The sequence below is a fragment of the Pseudomonas sp. R9.37 genome (assembly GCF_963878885.1).
Taxonomy (GTDB): Bacteria; Pseudomonadota; Gammaproteobacteria; order Pseudomonadales; family Pseudomonadaceae; genus Aquipseudomonas.
The window spans coordinates 1-15,033 of the sequence record NZ_CAWNZA010000020.1; the positions used below are offsets into that span (position 1 = coordinate 1).

The 15,033-nt window shown below is 63.4% G+C and carries 14 protein-coding genes; 7 read left to right on the top strand and 7 right to left on the bottom strand.

The features are described from left to right. Positions 1-288 precede the first annotated feature (288 nt). A complete protein-coding gene (locus tag AACU78_RS12030; RefSeq protein WP_106580719.1) occupies positions 289-1,197 on the bottom strand; it encodes a LysR family transcriptional regulator in 909 nt (302 codons plus the stop codon). A gap of 204 nt (positions 1,198-1,401) precedes the next feature. Between AACU78_RS12030 and AACU78_RS12035 the strand changes: the two genes are divergently transcribed. Both AACU78_RS12035 and AACU78_RS12040 read left to right on the top strand, forming a co-directional pair. Then, positions 1,402-1,800 (top strand): helix-turn-helix domain-containing protein, encoded by a 399-nt coding sequence (locus tag AACU78_RS12035; protein WP_106580720.1) that lies wholly within the window; start codon positions 1,402-1,404, stop codon positions 1,798-1,800. A 58-nt stretch (positions 1,801-1,858) separates the two neighbouring features. Continuing rightward, entirely contained in the window at positions 1,859-4,621 is a 2,763-nt protein-coding gene (locus AACU78_RS12040) for an ATP-binding protein (RefSeq protein WP_106580721.1), read from the top strand. Here AACU78_RS12040 and AACU78_RS12045 read toward each other — a convergent pair. Beyond that, on the bottom strand, positions 4,568-6,067 hold the full coding sequence (locus tag AACU78_RS12045) for an ATP-binding protein (RefSeq protein ID WP_106580722.1): 1,500 nt from the start codon (positions 6,065-6,067) through the stop codon (positions 4,568-4,570). The two genes, AACU78_RS12040 and AACU78_RS12045, sit on opposite strands and share 54 nt — an antisense overlap. A gap of 95 nt (positions 6,068-6,162) precedes the next feature. Then, positions 6,163-7,113, bottom strand: a complete 951-nt coding sequence (locus tag AACU78_RS12050; protein WP_106580723.1) for a GlxA family transcriptional regulator — start codon at positions 7,111-7,113, stop codon at positions 6,163-6,165. A 180-nt stretch (positions 7,114-7,293) separates the two neighbouring features. Between AACU78_RS12050 and AACU78_RS12055 the strand changes: the two genes are divergently transcribed. Together AACU78_RS12055 and AACU78_RS12060 are read left to right on the top strand one after the other, a co-directional pair. Further along, on the top strand, positions 7,294-8,016 hold the full coding sequence (locus AACU78_RS12055) for a pirin family protein (RefSeq protein WP_106580724.1): 723 nt from the start codon (positions 7,294-7,296) through the stop codon (positions 8,014-8,016). Positions 8,017-8,163: 147 nt separating this feature from the next. Next, on the top strand, positions 8,164-8,628 hold the full coding sequence (locus AACU78_RS12060; protein ID WP_106580725.1) for a hypothetical protein: 465 nt from the start codon (positions 8,164-8,166) through the stop codon (positions 8,626-8,628). 62 nt (positions 8,629-8,690) lie between these two features. On the opposite strand, the gene AACU78_RS12065 is transcribed toward AACU78_RS12060, so the two are convergent. Next, the gene (locus AACU78_RS12065; protein WP_106580726.1) at positions 8,691-9,689 is read right to left on the bottom strand and encodes a quinone oxidoreductase family protein; all 999 of its coding nucleotides are present in this window, start codon (positions 9,687-9,689) and stop codon (positions 8,691-8,693) included. 102 nt (positions 9,690-9,791) lie between these two features. Here AACU78_RS12065 and AACU78_RS12070 point away from each other — a divergent pair, with 102 nt between their 5' ends. Next, entirely contained in the window at positions 9,792-10,655 is an 864-nt protein-coding gene (locus AACU78_RS12070; RefSeq protein WP_106580727.1) for a LysR family transcriptional regulator, read from the top strand. Between the two features lies 1 nt (position 10,656). Here the strand turns inward: AACU78_RS12070 and AACU78_RS12075 are convergent, their stop codons facing one another. Further along, positions 10,657-11,616, bottom strand: coding sequence for a GlxA family transcriptional regulator (locus tag AACU78_RS12075; protein WP_106580732.1), 960 nt, complete (start codon positions 11,614-11,616; stop codon positions 10,657-10,659). 107 nt (positions 11,617-11,723) lie between these two features. Between AACU78_RS12075 and AACU78_RS12080 the strand changes: the two genes are divergently transcribed. Beyond that, positions 11,724-12,266 (top strand): acyl-CoA thioesterase, encoded by a 543-nt coding sequence (locus AACU78_RS12080; protein WP_106580728.1) that lies wholly within the window; start codon positions 11,724-11,726, stop codon positions 12,264-12,266. Positions 12,267-12,268: 2 nt separating this feature from the next. Here AACU78_RS12080 and AACU78_RS12085 read toward each other — a convergent pair whose 3' ends face one another. Further along, on the bottom strand, positions 12,269-12,745 hold the full coding sequence (locus AACU78_RS12085) for a (R)-mandelonitrile lyase (RefSeq protein WP_106580729.1): 477 nt from the start codon (positions 12,743-12,745) through the stop codon (positions 12,269-12,271). Further along, entirely contained in the window at positions 12,742-13,737 is a 996-nt protein-coding gene (locus AACU78_RS12090; protein WP_106580730.1) for an aldo/keto reductase, read from the bottom strand. Before AACU78_RS12090 ends, AACU78_RS12085 begins: the two co-directional genes overlap by 4 nt. A 111-nt stretch (positions 13,738-13,848) precedes the next feature. Here AACU78_RS12090 and AACU78_RS12095 point away from each other — a divergent pair, with 111 nt between their 5' ends. Further along, complete coding sequence (locus AACU78_RS12095; protein WP_106580731.1) at positions 13,849-14,742, top strand: LysR family transcriptional regulator; 894 nt, start codon at positions 13,849-13,851, stop codon at positions 14,740-14,742. The last annotated feature ends 291 nt before the right edge of the window (positions 14,743-15,033 follow it).

Consider the following 15,033-nt stretch of genomic DNA (forward strand, 5'->3'; position numbering starts at 1 on the left):
ACGCTGGCCGAACGCAGGCTTGAATCCGTGGGTAACCCGGCAGGACGCCGGGTTAGCCGCGTTGGGCCATGGATGGCCCGTCGCGGCGGCCCACGGATTCAAGCCGGAGTGAGGGCACACCGAGCCCGAGCGAGGTGCCGAGTGGTGGGGCAGAGACCTTTTGGTTACTTTTGGGGCGTTTGCCAAAAGTGACCCGCTGTAAGAGCGGAACCCTAAGTGGCCGTGACCGCAGCAACGGATATGTACCCAACCCGACCCCCAACCTGGTCGGCCCAGAGGCCGCCACGCCTAAACCGCCCGCGACATATGCTCACTGATACGCGACCGCAGCCACCGCTCCGCCGGGTCATTATCATGCACCCCACTCCAAACCATCGACAGCTCCGCCGCCTCAATCTCAAACGGCGGATCCTGCGCCCGTAACACCGTCCCCTCAGTCAACGCACAGGCCGCATAATCCGGCACCGTCGCAATAATCCGCGTGCCCGCCAACAACGCCCGCAACCCACTGAATTGCGGGACCGCCAACACCACCCGGCGCGCCCGGCCGATCCGCGCCAGGTCCAGGTCGATATTGCCGCTCAAATCCCCCGAAAACGACACCATCGCATGCGGCCGCTCGCAGTAATCATCCAGGGTCAGCGGCGCTTCCCCGTCATCCCCACGCAGCACCTTGCATGGAATATCCCGCAGCTTCTTGCGCTTGGCATTCGCCGGCAATTCCGTGGTGTAACTCACCCCCACCGAAATCTCCCCGCTGGCCAACAACGCCGACATCAGCAGGTAGTTGGCCCGACGCACCACCACGATAATCCCAGGCGCCTCCTCACGCAGTTGACTGAGCAGCGGCGGAAACAACCCGAACTCCGCATCATCCGACAAACCAATACGGAACACCGCGCAGCTGGTGGAAGGGTCAAAATCCTTGGCGCGGCTGACCGCGCCGGAAATGGTGTCCATGGCCGGTTGCAACTCCTTGAGTATCGCCAGCGCCCGTGGCGTGGGCTCCATGCCCCGCCCATTGCGCAGCAGCAACGGGTCGTCGAACAAATCCCGCAAGCGCCCAAGCGCCGCACTCACCGCCGGCTGGCCCATAAAGAGCTTCTCGGCAACCCGGGTCAGGTTCTTCTCGAACATCAATGCTTCGAAAATCACCAGCAGGTTCATGTCGACGCGGCGCAAGTCGTTGCGGTTCATGGCGGCTTCCAAACGGTTTTCAGGCCGCCAGATAAGCAGATACCGCCATGCGGCGATTGCACGCCTGTGCTGTCTTTTCCGCGCCCTGACCTGGCGAAATTAACAACGATTAACTCGTCAGCCAGACGGTCCGGCGCCAAAAATGAAGCGGTCTACACTGGATCCATTCACCGGGAACGCTCCCATCGACTACGGATATTTGTCATGGCCCGACTTGAGTACTGTGCTCCGCGCTTCTCCGCGACCGGCGGCCTATGCCCCCGACGCGAGCGCATTGCCAAACAACTGATCCTTGCCAACCTCGGCGAAAGCCTGGCAATTGCCGACCTGGCGCAGGCTTGCGCGCTGTCGCGCAGCCACTTCTCCCGCGCCTTCAAGTGCACCACCGGGCTGTCGCCGCAGGAGTGGATTCGCCAACAGCGTATCCAGCGAGCCAAGGAACTGATCACCGGCTCTTCCTTGAGCCTCACGCAAATCAGCCTGGAATGCGGGTTTTGCGACCAGGCGCACTTCTGCCACATGTTCACGCGCAGCGAAGGCGTCAACCCGATGACCTGGCGAAACCACCACTTACGTCACAAGCCGCAAGTGATTGCGGCCTAGTGGTCTGTACGCACCTGGAATATGCTGGCCGAACCCTTTTTTCCGAACATGGGCCACCATGAGTGACCTCAGCGACCAGGCCGTGCATTTCGGCCCCTACTGCATCCACCCGCGCCAACGCCTGGTGCTGGAGGCCGGTCGCCCGTTGCGCCTGGGACGGCGTGCGGTGGAAATTTTGCTGATCCTGCTGGAGCAGGCCGGCAATGTGGTGAGCAAGCAGGAACTGATCGCGCGGGTCTGGCCGAAAACGGTGGTGGAAGACGGCAACCTGCGGGTGCACATGGCGGCGCTGCGCAAGGCACTCGGCGATGGCCAGGCCGGGCAGCGCTACATCGTCACCGTGGCCCAGCGCGGCTACAGTTTTGTTGCGCCACTGAGCATCGAACCGATGACGATTCCTGCCGACGGCCTGCCCCACAGCCAGGGCCATAACCTGCCACTGCGGCGCACGCGCATGATCGGTCGCCAGGCGCTGATTGATGCATTGGTGCAGCAACTGCCGCAGCAACGCTTTATCACCCTGACCGGCGCAGGCGGCATCGGCAAGACCACCGTGGCGCTGCGCGTGGCCGAATTGCTGATCGGGCATTACCGCGACGGCATTCGCCTGCTGGACCTGGCACCGCTGAGCGCGCCGTCGATGATCCTGCCCAACCTCGCCGCGCTGCTCGACCTCACGCCCCAAGCGCATGCGCCGCTGCTGACCTTCGCCCGCAGCCTGCACGCGCGTCAGCTGTTGCTGGTGATCGACAATTGCGAGCACCTGCTCGACGACATCGCCCTGATCAGCGAAACCCTGCTGCGCCACGCGCCCCACGTGCACATCCTGGCCACCAGCCGCGAAGCGCTGCGGGCCGAGGGCGAATACGTGCAGCGCCTCGAGCCGCTGGCTTGCCCGCCCGCCACCGGCAACCGTGCCCAGGCCCTCGGCTACCCGGCGTTGCAGTTGCTGATCGAACGCGCCATGTCCCATCAAGACCGTTTTGAACTCAGCGAAGCGCAACTGCCGCTGGCCATTGATATCTGCCAGCGCCTGGACGGCATTCCCCTGGCGATCGAGTTGGTGGCGGCGCAGATCCAGCGCTTCGGTCTGCCGGGGCTGCTGGTGCAGATGGAAGACAACTTTCGCCTGCTGGTGCGTGGCCGACGCAGCGCCCTGCCCCGTCAGCAAACCCTGCGCGCCACGCTGGACTGGAGCTTCGAGCTGCTGACGGCCTGCGAGCAGATTTGCCTGCGGCGCCTGGCCGTGTTTCGTGGCGGGTTCAGCCTGGCCAGCGCAGCGGCGGTGATCGCCGGGGAGCGGATCGCGCCAAACGAGGTGCTGGGCTCGATCACCCAGTTGGTGGCCAAGTCGCTGCTCAACGTCGAGGCTGGCGATGACGATGTGGTCTATCGCTTGCTCGACATCACCCGCACCTACGCGCTGGAAAAACTCAGCGTGGCCGCAGAGCTTGAGGCCACCCGCGAGCGCCATGCGGCACGCTGCCTGGCGCTGATGGAACAGGCCCGGGAGGACTGGGAACTGATCGCGACCCAGGCGTGGATCAGCCGCTATGCCCCGCTGCGCGAAGACATCCGCGCCGCCCTCGATTGGTGCCTGGGCGAGATGGGTGCGCACCTGCTGGGTATTCGCCTCACGGTGAGTGCGATGCCGTTGTGGCAGGAACTGTCGCTGCTGCACGAGCATGGGCTGTACGTGGGCAAGGCCCTGACGCGGCTGGCGCAGTCAACCGCGCCGAGCCAACGCCTGCAGATGGAATTGCAGCTGGCGCTGGGCAGTTTCTCCTACCACGCCCAGGGCAGCACGCCACAGACCATTCAAGCCTTTGCCGGCGCGCTGCGCCTGGCACAAGCGAGCAACGACCTCACCGGCCAGCTACGGGCGGTGTCGGGCCATATGGCGGTCAATTTGTGCAGCGGCAATTACCGTGAGGCGTTGGCACAGAGCCTGCACTTCGATCAGCTCGGCCCACAATCCGAGCCATTGCTGGACCTCAGCGCCCAGCGCCTGCGGGTGTTGGCGCAGCACTTTGCCGGCAACCAGGCACTGGCGCTGCACAACGCCGAACAAGTGATCCAGCGCATGGCCCACAGCGGCCATCTCAATCGGTTCACCCATGGCTTTGGCGTGCAATACGACCAGAGTGTGGCGTCGTTGACAATGCTTGCGCGCACCCTGTGGCTACGGGGTTTTGCAGAGCGTGCCTGGCGTACCGCCAACCAGGCGCTGGAGCTGGCGCTGCAGATCAACCACGGCACCTCGATCTGCTACACGCTGGCCCTGGCCGGCGTGGTAATCGCCCGCTACAACGGCGATACCGCCGCGGCGCGCTCGTTGCTCGACCTGTTGCTGCAACAGGCACAAAAACACTCGGTGCAGCTGTTTCATACCTGGGCGCAGCACTACGCGGGCACGGCGCCGCAGGCGGGTTTGCAAGGGCTGGGCCTGGTCCGGGACACGCTGGTGACGTTCAACGCCATCGACGTAGATGATGAAGTGTTTGAACGCGCCAGAAGTGGCGCGGCCGGTTGGTGCAGCGCCGAGATTCTGCGCGTGCGAGCCGAGGCGTTACCTGACCTTCACGCGCGCGAAACGCTGCTGCTGGAGGCGCTGGCCCTGGCGCATCAGCAAGGCGCGCTGGCCTGGGAGTTACGCAGCGCAACGTCGCTGGCAAGGCTATGGCAGAGCCAAGGACGGCGGCAGGCGGCGCGCGACCTGTTGAACGCCCTCTACACGCAATTCAACGAAGGCTTTGCCACCCACGACCTAGTCTGTGTACGCCGCCTGCTCGACGAGTTGCAGGACAAACGGCCGGCCTGAACTGAAGCCCAGGTAATGCCCATACCCCTTTTGCAACTGCGCGACTTGCACCGGGTCGCGCAGTAGCGCCAGGGCGTAGCTGCGCACGCTGTTGAGCAGGCGGTAACGCGCAGGGCCGGGGCCCGGCTCCAACGCCAGCATCGAGGTGGCCGCCAGACGCGACAGCAGGTAGGACAGGTCGGCGTGTTCCAGCTCGGTGCCTGCCACCAGCTCGCTCAAGCGCGGCAAGGTCACGGCCATTTTGAACAGCGCCAACTGCAGGAACAGCCAACGCTGCGGCAGGCTCAGGCGCTGATACGACCAGTCCAGAGCCGCGATCAGGGATTGGTGCCGTTCCACTGCCGTGCGCCTGCCGCGCGTCAACACCTGCAAGCCTTGTTGCAACTGCTCGTGCACACCCCGTATGCCCAGGGCATCGACCTGGGCTGCCGCCAGTTCCAGGGCCAGGGGAATACCGTCGAGGCGCCGGCAAATGTCGCGCAGTGGTGCCAAATCCTGGGCACGCAGCACAAAGCCCTGCTGACCGGCACGCACCCGTGCGACAAATAACTGAACCGCCGCAGCGGCCATCGCCTGTTCGACACCGCGCCAGGCCGAGGGCATCGGCAGCGCCAGCCTGGGCACGTGTTGCACCCATTCGCCAGGCACCTGCAAGGCTTCACGACTGGTCAACACCACCGTCACCTGCGGCGCGTGTGCCTGCAACGTGCGCACCAGGTGGCGGCAGGCGCCGAGCAACACATCGGCGCCGTCGAGTACCAGTAGCATCTGGCGCAGCGCCAACTGCTCGGCCAGTGCGTTGGCGCTGCCACAGGGTTGCAGGTTCAGCGTTGCGGCCAGATGAGGCAGCACGTGGGTTGGCCCCTGCACCGCTGCCAGATCCACCCAGCACACGCCGTCGCGATAACGCGGCAACACGCGTTCAGCCAGGGCCAGGGCCACGGTGCTTTTGCCCACGCCGGCGCAGCCGGTGAGCATGATCAGGCGTTGGCTGTACAAGCGCCGCACCAATGTGCCCAACAGCTCATCACGGCCCAGCACCGGGCTGAGTCGCACGGCCAGATTGTGCCAGGGCAGCGCCGATGCGGCGCTGGACGGCGCAACAAAGCAGTAGCCACGCAAGGGTTCATTGAGGATATAGCGCTGCCCGTCCAGCGCACGGCGCAGGGCCGCGATGTGCACGCGCAGGTTGTTCTCTTCCACCACGCTGCGCGGCCAGACCCGCGCAATCAGCGTGTCTTTGCGCACAAATTGCCCGGGCGTCTCCAGCAGTACCGCGAGGATATCCAGCGCACGCCCACCCAGCGGCACCGGCAGGCCTGCCTTGCTGACCAGGCGCTGTTGGCGGTGAAAGGTGTAGGGGCCAAAGCTGACTGCGTGTGGGTTGTGCATGCGGGTCAAAGCGCTGGAACACCCGGCCTTGGGCGTTTGCGCATCCTTTTCCATGGGCCTGTGGCTATCTTGCCAGCTCGCCATGACAGGACAATGCTGGCACGGGGAGCGCCACGGCCAATCAGGTGCGCGAAACAGACATCCTGTCGTTAACTGAACTGTTGTCGGTATTGCGTAGGGTTCAGGCCTAGCTTTTCACTGAACAGAAAACGCATATGCCGCACGCTGCCAAACCCTGCGCGAAACGCCACGGTCTTGAGTGGCAGGTCGGTGGTTTCCAGCAACTGCCGGGCGCGGTCGATGCGCGCGCCTTGCAGGAACGCCATGGGCGTCATCTGCACCTCCTTGGCAAACAGCCGCGTGAAGTGCCGTGCGCTCATGCCCGCCAACGCGGCCATTGAGTCGATGGTAAAGGGCTGGTCCAACTGCGCCAGCACCTGGTTCTGCACACGGGTAATCGCCGTTTCCAACGGCGCCACAGCCGCCGTCATCGGGCTGAACTGGGCCTGGCCGCCCTGGCGTTTCATCACCACCAGCAACACCTTGGCCACGTCCACCGCCACCTGTTTGCCATGGTCCTGGGCGACGACCGACAGCGCCAGGTCGATACCGGCGGTCACCCCGCCGGAGGTGATCAAGCGGCCATCCTGCAAATAGATACGATCGGTCTCGACGATAGCCTTGGGGAAGCCCTTGATCAGGCGTTCGGTGTAATGCCAGTGGGTGGTCACGCGGTGGCCGTCGAGCAGTCCGGCATGCCCCAGCACAAAGGCACCGGTGCAGATCGAGCCAAAGCGTCGCGCCCTGGGTGCGGCGGCCTTGAGCCAAGGCAGCAGCGCAGGATGGCACTCGTTATAGGCACCGGGGCCGCCCGGCACCAGCAACAGGTCATAGGCGTCGTGAGCCTGCGCCAATAACAGGTCGGGCTGCACCTGCACACCATTGGAGGCGCGCAGCAGTCCAGGTTCGGTGCCAATGGTCAGGATCTGATAGTGAGCGTTCGCCGGCAGGTAGCGATTGGCGATGGAAAACACTTCGAGTGGACCGGCCATATCGAGCAGCAAAAAGTCCGGAAACAGCGCCATGGCCACGGTTTTCATGCAGAGAAAGTCCATCGAGAAGGAAGTCGAGGCGCCATTATGGCATGCCTTTTACTGTCAACTTGATAGAGACAGTTATTCTGCTTTCATCTTCTTAATGAATTCCACGCTAACCATTAACCTTCTTCTCAACGCAAGAGCCCTGCATGACGCAGCCCGCTCTCACTTGAGGACAAGACCATGCTGACCCTTCGCAAAGCTTCGGACCGCGGCGCCGCCAATCACGGTTGGTTGAAGTCGTTTCACACCTTCTCGTTCGCCAATTACTGGAACCCGGCCGAGCAGGGTTTTTCTGACCTGCTGGTAATCAACGATGACCGCGTTGCCGCCGGCAAAGGCTTCGGCCAGCACCCGCACCGCGACATGGAGATTTTCTCCTACGTGCTCGAAGGCGCCCTGGAACACAAGGACACCCTGGGCACCGGCTCGGTGATTCGCCCTGGCGATGTGCAGTTGATGAGCGCCGGCAGCGGGGTGGCGCACAGTGAGTTCAACCATAGCCAACGCCAGGGCGTGCACTTCCTGCAGATCTGGATCGTGCCGAATGTGGTCGGCGCCGAGCCGCGCTATCAACAGGAACACTTCAGCGAGGCGCAGAAACGTGGGCGCTTGCAATTGATCATCTCGCCGGAAGGTGCCGAGGGTTCGCTGAATGTGCGCCAGGATGCGCGGGTGTATGCCGGGCTGTTCGACGGCGACGAAGCCGCGACGCTGGACGTGCCGCCGGATCGCCATGTGTATATCCATGTGGCCCGCGGCAGCGTTGAAGTCAACGGCCAGCGCTTGCAGGAAGGCGACGGTGCCCGCGTGCGGGATGAACGGCAGATCAACCTGAGCCACGGCGAGGATGCCGAGGTGCTGGTGTTCGACCTGCGCCCTCAGGAAAGGCCGCAGATGCCTTGATCGTCACCGCGATGACCCGCCCCAAAACGGGTCATCGCTGGCATCGATAGTCACCATCAGCTCAATGAAGTTCTCTTAAAAAAACCAACGCGTAACATCAAACCCATGCCAAACGGCACCCAACTAGAACACTCGGAGCACACCACCATGAAACGCCAACTCTTGCTTAGCCTCGCTTTCTCGGTACTCGCTGCAAACGCTTTTGCTCACCCGGTTGTCGCTGAAGGTGGCGCGGATCGCCTGCAAGGTAACTCCGTAGCCGAAGGCGGTTCTGACCGTCTGCTGGACCGTCGTGTTGCTGAAGGCGGTGCGGATCGCCTGCAGGCACGCGGTCTGGCTGAAGGCGGTGCGGATCGCTTGCAGGAACGCGGCCTGGCTGAAGGCGGTGCGGATCGCTTGCAGGAACGCGGCCTGGCTGAAGGCGGTGCGGATCGCTTGCAGGAACGCGGCCTGGCTGAAGGCGGTGCGGATCGTCTGCAGGAACGCGGCCTGGCTGAGGGCGGTGCGGATCGTCTGCAGGAACGTGGCCTGGCTGAAGGCGGTGCGGATCGTCTGCAGGAACGCGGTCTGGCTGAAGGCGGTGCGGATCGTCTGCAAGGGCACAACGCGTAACCCCGCACTGTTCGCGGGGCACCCCAAACCGGCCTGATCAGCCGGTTTTTTTTCGCCTGCGGTTAATGCAGGTCGCGGTCCACCCACAGTACCGCCTTGCCGATCTGCTGCCGTGCCTCGATACGTGCATGGACCTGCTGCACCGTCTCCAGGCTGTAATGCCCTTCGATGTCCACTGTCAGCGTCCCTTCCAACATTGCCGCGAACACGGCGTTGGCACGCCGTTGCACAGTCGCGCCATCGGCCATGTGGTCAGCCAGTCGTGGGCGCGTCAAGAACAACGAGCCCGCCTCCCCCAATTCCATCGGGTCCAGGTCTGTCAGCGAGCCCGAGACATTGCCGTAGTTGACGATCAAACCGCGCGTACGGCAGGCGCGAAAACTCTCACGCAAGGTGTTTTTGCCGACGCAATCAAACACCACATCCACCCCTCGCCCGCCCGTGGCTTGCCGTACCTGATCGGCAAATCGGTCATAGGTCCAGGCTTGATGGGCGCCCTGCTGCAAGGCGATCGCACATTTGTCGACGGTGCTGGCGGTGGTCAATACCGTTGCCCCCAACCGACGCGCCATCTGCGCCAGCAATTGGCCGATGCTGCCGGACGCGGCATGAACCAGGCAGGTACTGCCCGCCTGCAAACGGGCCACATCGTCAATCAGGTAGTGCGCGGTGCAGCCCTGAAACATCGCCGCAGCGGCCTGATCGAAGCTGATTGCGTTCGGGATCTGCGCAATTTTCTCGACAGGCACATTTGCATACTCGGCATACGCGCCCCAGGCGATGCACCAGGCCACGCGGTCGCCCACAGCCAGGTGGCTGACGCCCGGACCGACTTCAACCACCACGCCGGCGCCTTCCATGCCCAAGGTGCACGGCAGGCGCACCGGGTACGTCGAAGAGTGTGCGTATTTGCCCTGGCGGGTATGAATGTCCATGAAATTGATCCCGGCGCAGGCCACCTTGACCAGCACATGCCCCGGTGTGGCCTGGGGTTTTTCAACGTCGTGGCGCAATTGGGCGACTTCGGGACCGCCGTAGGCTTGCAGGGTGATGGCTTTCATCGGGGAACAACTCCGTGTGCACTGGGAAGCGGCCATGGTAAAAGGGCACGCTCGGTAGGAATATTCCCCAACACCTCCCAGCCTCCGTGCGGAAATAACCCGATGTTCGATTGGCAGGATCTGTATTACTTCACCGTTCTGGCCCGCACCCAGTCGCTGTCGGCGGCCGCCCGCGAGTTGCAGGTGGAACACGCCACCGTCGGGCGCCGCGTCGATGCGCTGGAAAAAGCCCTCGGCGTAAAACTGGTAGACCGCCTGCCACGCAGCCGGCCGCTCACGGCTCAAGGCCTGGCGCTGGCCGAGCTGGCCGCGGGCATGGGCGAGATGGCCACCGACGTGCTGCGCCTGTCGCGGGTAGCTTCCATCGAACTGGCCGGGACGGTGCGGGTCAGCTGCCCGCCGTCCATCGCCAACCACTGCATTGCGCCTCACATAGCGCGGTTGCGGGCCCAGTACCCGCAGCTGAATCTGGTGCTGATACCGTCCACTCAACTGGCTGCGCTCGACAAGGGCGAGGCCGATATCGCGCTGCGCACGGTGCGCCCCGACGAAGAGGCGCTGGTGCGCTGCAAGGTCGGCGTGGTGCGCTTCGGTCTTTATGGCGCGCCCGGGTTCACGCAGCTGCCTGCCGCCCAATGGACCTTCATCGCCTACGACAGCAGCCGTGATCACTTGCCGCAACAGGCATGGCTGCACCAACTGCGCGGCCAACGCCCGATCGTGTTTGCGGCCAGCGAGTTGATCACTCAACAGATGGCCGCACGCGCGCACGTCGGCGCAGTGGTGTTGCCAACATTGGTGGGCGACCACGATCCGCTGCTGGCCAGGTTGCCGACGCCCGGCGACGGGCCGGTCCGTGATATCTGGCTGACGGTGTACCCGGATATGCGTCGCTCGCCGTCGGTAAAGGTGGTGATGGAGTTTCTGGTGGCATGCATCGAAGGTGAAGCGCAGCTGCGGCGCTGAATCAGCCGGCGGTGGCGAGGAATTTCTTGCGATACGCCGCCGGGAGCATCCCCACGCGCTGCTGGAACAGGCGGCGAAACGAATTGCTGTCTTCATACCCTACCGCGTAGGTGATGCTTTCGAGGGTCATGCGCGTTGACTCCAGCATCTGCTTGGCGCGCTCCAGGCGCAGGGTTTGCACATAGGCGATAGGCGTATACCCCGTCGCTTCCTTGAACCGCCGCTTGAAATTACGCACGCCAAAACCGAAGCGCCGGGCCACGTCATCGATGACCAACGGCTGGGCAAACTGTTGCTCCAGCCAATGTTGCACCCGCAGGACCTCGCCGTCGCCGTGGCTCTTGGGCAACGACCACATGGCGTACACCGACTGTTCGGTGCGCACGTTGTCGATCAACAGGTACTTGCCGCAGGTATGCGCCAGCTCCGGTGAACCGAAACGGCGGATCAGGTGCAACATCAGGTCCATCGCGGCACTGGCGCCACCGCAGGTGATCACGCGGTTTTCTTCGCAGAGGATCTGCGTGTCATCCAGCACCACGTCGGCGTAACGGCGCCGGAAAAACTCGGCAAACGCCCAGTGGGTGGTGGCGCGCAGGCCCTGCAACATGCCGGTCTCGGCCAGCAGAAACGCCGCCGTGCACATCGACGCCAGCACTGCCCCTTGGGCGTGCTGTTGGCGCAACCAGGGCCCGTAGGCCGGAAAGCTCGGCAAGGCCTCTTTAAGGGTAAAAAGGAAGCCGGGGATCAGAATCAGGTCGGTTTGAAGAACCTGGGCAGCCGAGCACATCACCTGTAAACGCTGCCCGCCCCAGGCGTCCACGGCCTGGCCATCCAGGGACGCGACGACGATCTCGAATGGCGCGCGCTCGGCAAACAGGTTGGCCGCGCTGAGCATCTCCAGCGCCAGGGTGGCGCTGGCGGCGGAGCATTGATCGGCCAGGAGTAAAGTGATGTGCATAAAGGAGCCTGTTTGCGCTTTTCGCATGTAATAAGTCATTTGCGCACCTACCTTAGCCGATTCCTCGCCCGTACAGTGCTGCCACTGATCAACTGTCTGGCGCGTTTATGAATCTCTGGTTTCGATTGCTCTACATGCTGTCCCGTCGCCCCTGGCGCAAACCGGCCCATGGTCTGGAGACCACTGTGGTGCGCATGCGCGTGTGGCCCCTGGACCTGGATTTGAACCGGCATGTCACCAATGGCCGGTATTTCTCCCTGGCCGATGTGGCGCGGATGGATTTTGTACTGCGTACCGGCGCATTTCGCGTGGCCTTGCGTAACAAGGCGCTGCCGATCGTGGGCGATACCTGGGGCAAGTTTCGCCGCGAACTGAAGTTGTTCGAAGTCTTCGAGGTGCACACCCGAATGCTCGGCTGGGACCACAAGTGGAGCCTGATGGAGCACCGTTTCGTCAGCAAGGGCCGGGTGGTGGGCGTGGTGGTGATGCGCGGGCTGTTTCGCTCAGCCAAAGGCACCCTGCCCCCGGCAGATGTTGTGCGGGAGCTGGGGTTGGCCGAGCAATCGCCGCCGATGCCGCAGTGGCTGAGCGACTGGGCGAGCAGTTGTGATGACATGAGTGTGCAGTTGCGTGAAGCAGAGCAGGTTTAACCTCACAGCGCCGGCGCGTACTGCCCATCACTGACCTGTTCCAGCCAATCCACCACCTTGCCATCCAGTACTTCGGCAATCGCGATATGGGTCATTGCAGTAGTCGGCGTCGCGCCATGCCAATGCTTGACGCCGGGGGCGATCCACACGGTGTCGCCGGGGCGGATGGCACGCACCGGCTGCCCCCATTCCTGCACCAGCCCGGCACCGGCGGTGACGATCAACGTCTGTCCCAAAGGATGGGTATGCCAGGCGGTGCGTGCGCCCGGTTCGAAGGTCACCGTGGCGCCACTGACACGCGCGGCGTCGGTGCCTTTGAAGGGTGCGTCGACGCGCACGGTGCCGGTGAACCAGTCGGCCGGGCCTTGGGCTGAAGGTTGCGAGCCATTCGGGGTGATGGTGAGCATTGGGGTCTCCTGTGCGCGGGTTTCTTGGGCAAGCAATGACAGCGACAGCGCTGCGGCGGCGAGGGTTTTCATAGGCCGGTCATCTTTTCCAGGGCTTCGGGATAGCGCTCGCCCTCCACCTGAATGCTGGACGCGGCCACGTCCAGGTCCTGAAGCTCTTGTGCACTCAGTTGCAGTTGCACCGCCCCCAGGTTTTCGCTCAGACGCGCGGCTTTGGTGGTGCCCGGAATCGGCACAATCCACGGCTTTTGCGCCAACAACCAGGCCAGGGCGATCTGTGATGGCGTGGCATTTTTGCGCTGCCCGACCTCACGCAACAACGCCACCAGCGCCTGGTTGGCCTTTAGGGCTTGCGGGGTAAAACGTGGCAGGCTGCTGCGAAAATCACTGCTGTCAAACGTGCTTCGGCTGTTGAATTTGCCGGTCAGAAACCCTTTGCCCAATGGGCTGTAAGGCACCAGGCCAATCCCCAGCTCTTCGAGCAATGGCAGGATCTCGGTTTCAGGCTTGCGCCACCACAGCGAATATTCACTTTGCAGGGCCGTCACCGGCTGCACCGCGTGAGCCCGGCGAATGGTCGCCGCGCCCGCCTCCGACAGCCCGAAATGCTTGACCTTGCCTTCCTGGATCAAGTCCTTCACGGCACCGGCCACGTCTTCGATGGGCACGTTGGGGTCCACCCGATGTTGGTAGAACAGGTCGATCACATCGGTTTTAAGGCGTTTGAGCGAGGCTTCCGCTACGAGGCGAATATGCTCGGGGCGGCTGTTGAGGCCCGCCCCTTTCCCGTTGCTGGAGGGGTCGAGCGCAAAACCGAATTTAGTCGCGATCACCACCTGATCGCGCAACGGTGCGAGCGCTTCGCCCAGCAACGCCTCGTTGGTGAACGGGCCGTAGACTTCGGCTGTATCGAAGAAGGTCACGCCTTGCTCCACCGCACCGCGCAGCAGCGCGATCATCTGCGGGGCGTCGGCCGGGGCGCCGTAGCCGAAACTCATGCCCATGCAGCCCAGGCCCAGGGCCGAGACTTCAAGCGAGCTGTTGCCGAGTGTGCGTTTGAGCATGCGGGTTCACCTGTTTAACGGCTGAATTCAAGGGTTGGATTCAATCTAACAGCACGCCATTGAGATAATTAGTCGCTAGAATCTGAATATACTTATGAGAGTGGCTCACTAATGCTCAGGGAAAATGCCAATGACCTGCTCGCCTTTCTGGCTGTGGCGCGTGCGCGCAGCTTTACCAAGGCGGCGGCCAAACTTGGGGTGTCACAGTCGGCGCTGAGCCATACGATCCGGGCGCTCGAAGCCCGTCTGGGGCTGCGCTTGCTCACGCGCACCACGCGCAGCGTGTCGCCCACACAAGCAGGCCAGCACCTGATCGACACTGTCGGGCCGCACTTCGATGAAATCCAGATTGGTCTGGAAGGCCTGAGCCATTTGCGCGACACGCCTTCCGGCACGATTCGCATCAACGCCATGGACCATGCGCTGGAGCACATCCTCTGGCCGGTGCTCAAACCGTTTCTGGCGCAATACCCCGACATCGCCGTCGAAGTCTGCTGCGACTACGGCTTTGTCGACATCGCCGCCCAGGGTTTCGACGCCGGGGTGCGCCTGGGCGAAGATGTGGCCGACGGCATGATCGCCACCCGCATCGGGCCGGACATGCGCATGCGCGTCGTGGGTTCGCCGGCGTACTTTGCCAACCGACCACGGCCGACGACGCCGCGCGACCTCACGGGCCACGCATGCAACAACCTGCGCCTGCCTACCAATGGCGGCTTGTATGCATGGGAGTTTCGCAAAGCCTCGGAAAGCCTGAATGTGCGCGTGTCCGGCCAGGTGACTTTCAATGGTGTGTACCAGTTGCTCAAGGCGGCCGTGGATGGCTTTGGGCTGAGCTACATTCCGCAAGACCTGGTGGCGCCGTATTTGGCGGACGGTCGCTTGATCGCGGTGTTGGATGACTGGTGCGCACCGTTTGCCGGCTTTCACCTGTACTACCCGAGCCGGCGCCAGGCCTCGCCGGCGTTTGCGTTGCTGGTGGAAGCGCTGCGTTATCGCGGCTGAAGCATTGCGACCAGGCGCCGGCCGATGCTTCAAACACGACTGCCATCCGGGGCACGCGTTGCGCAGTCCTGTGGATGGGGTGTTTGCTCGGGTGTTGGGGGGATCGGAGGGAGGGGGGATATCCGTTATTGGGTGATGGCTGGGATGGGTGCCGCCCTTACGGTGGGTCACTTTGGAAAAGCCCCAAAGTAACCAAAGGGCTCTTGCCCCACCACTCGGCACCTCGCTTAGGCTCGGTGTGCCCTCACTCCGGCTTGAATCCGTGGGCCGCCGTGACGGGCCATCCATGGC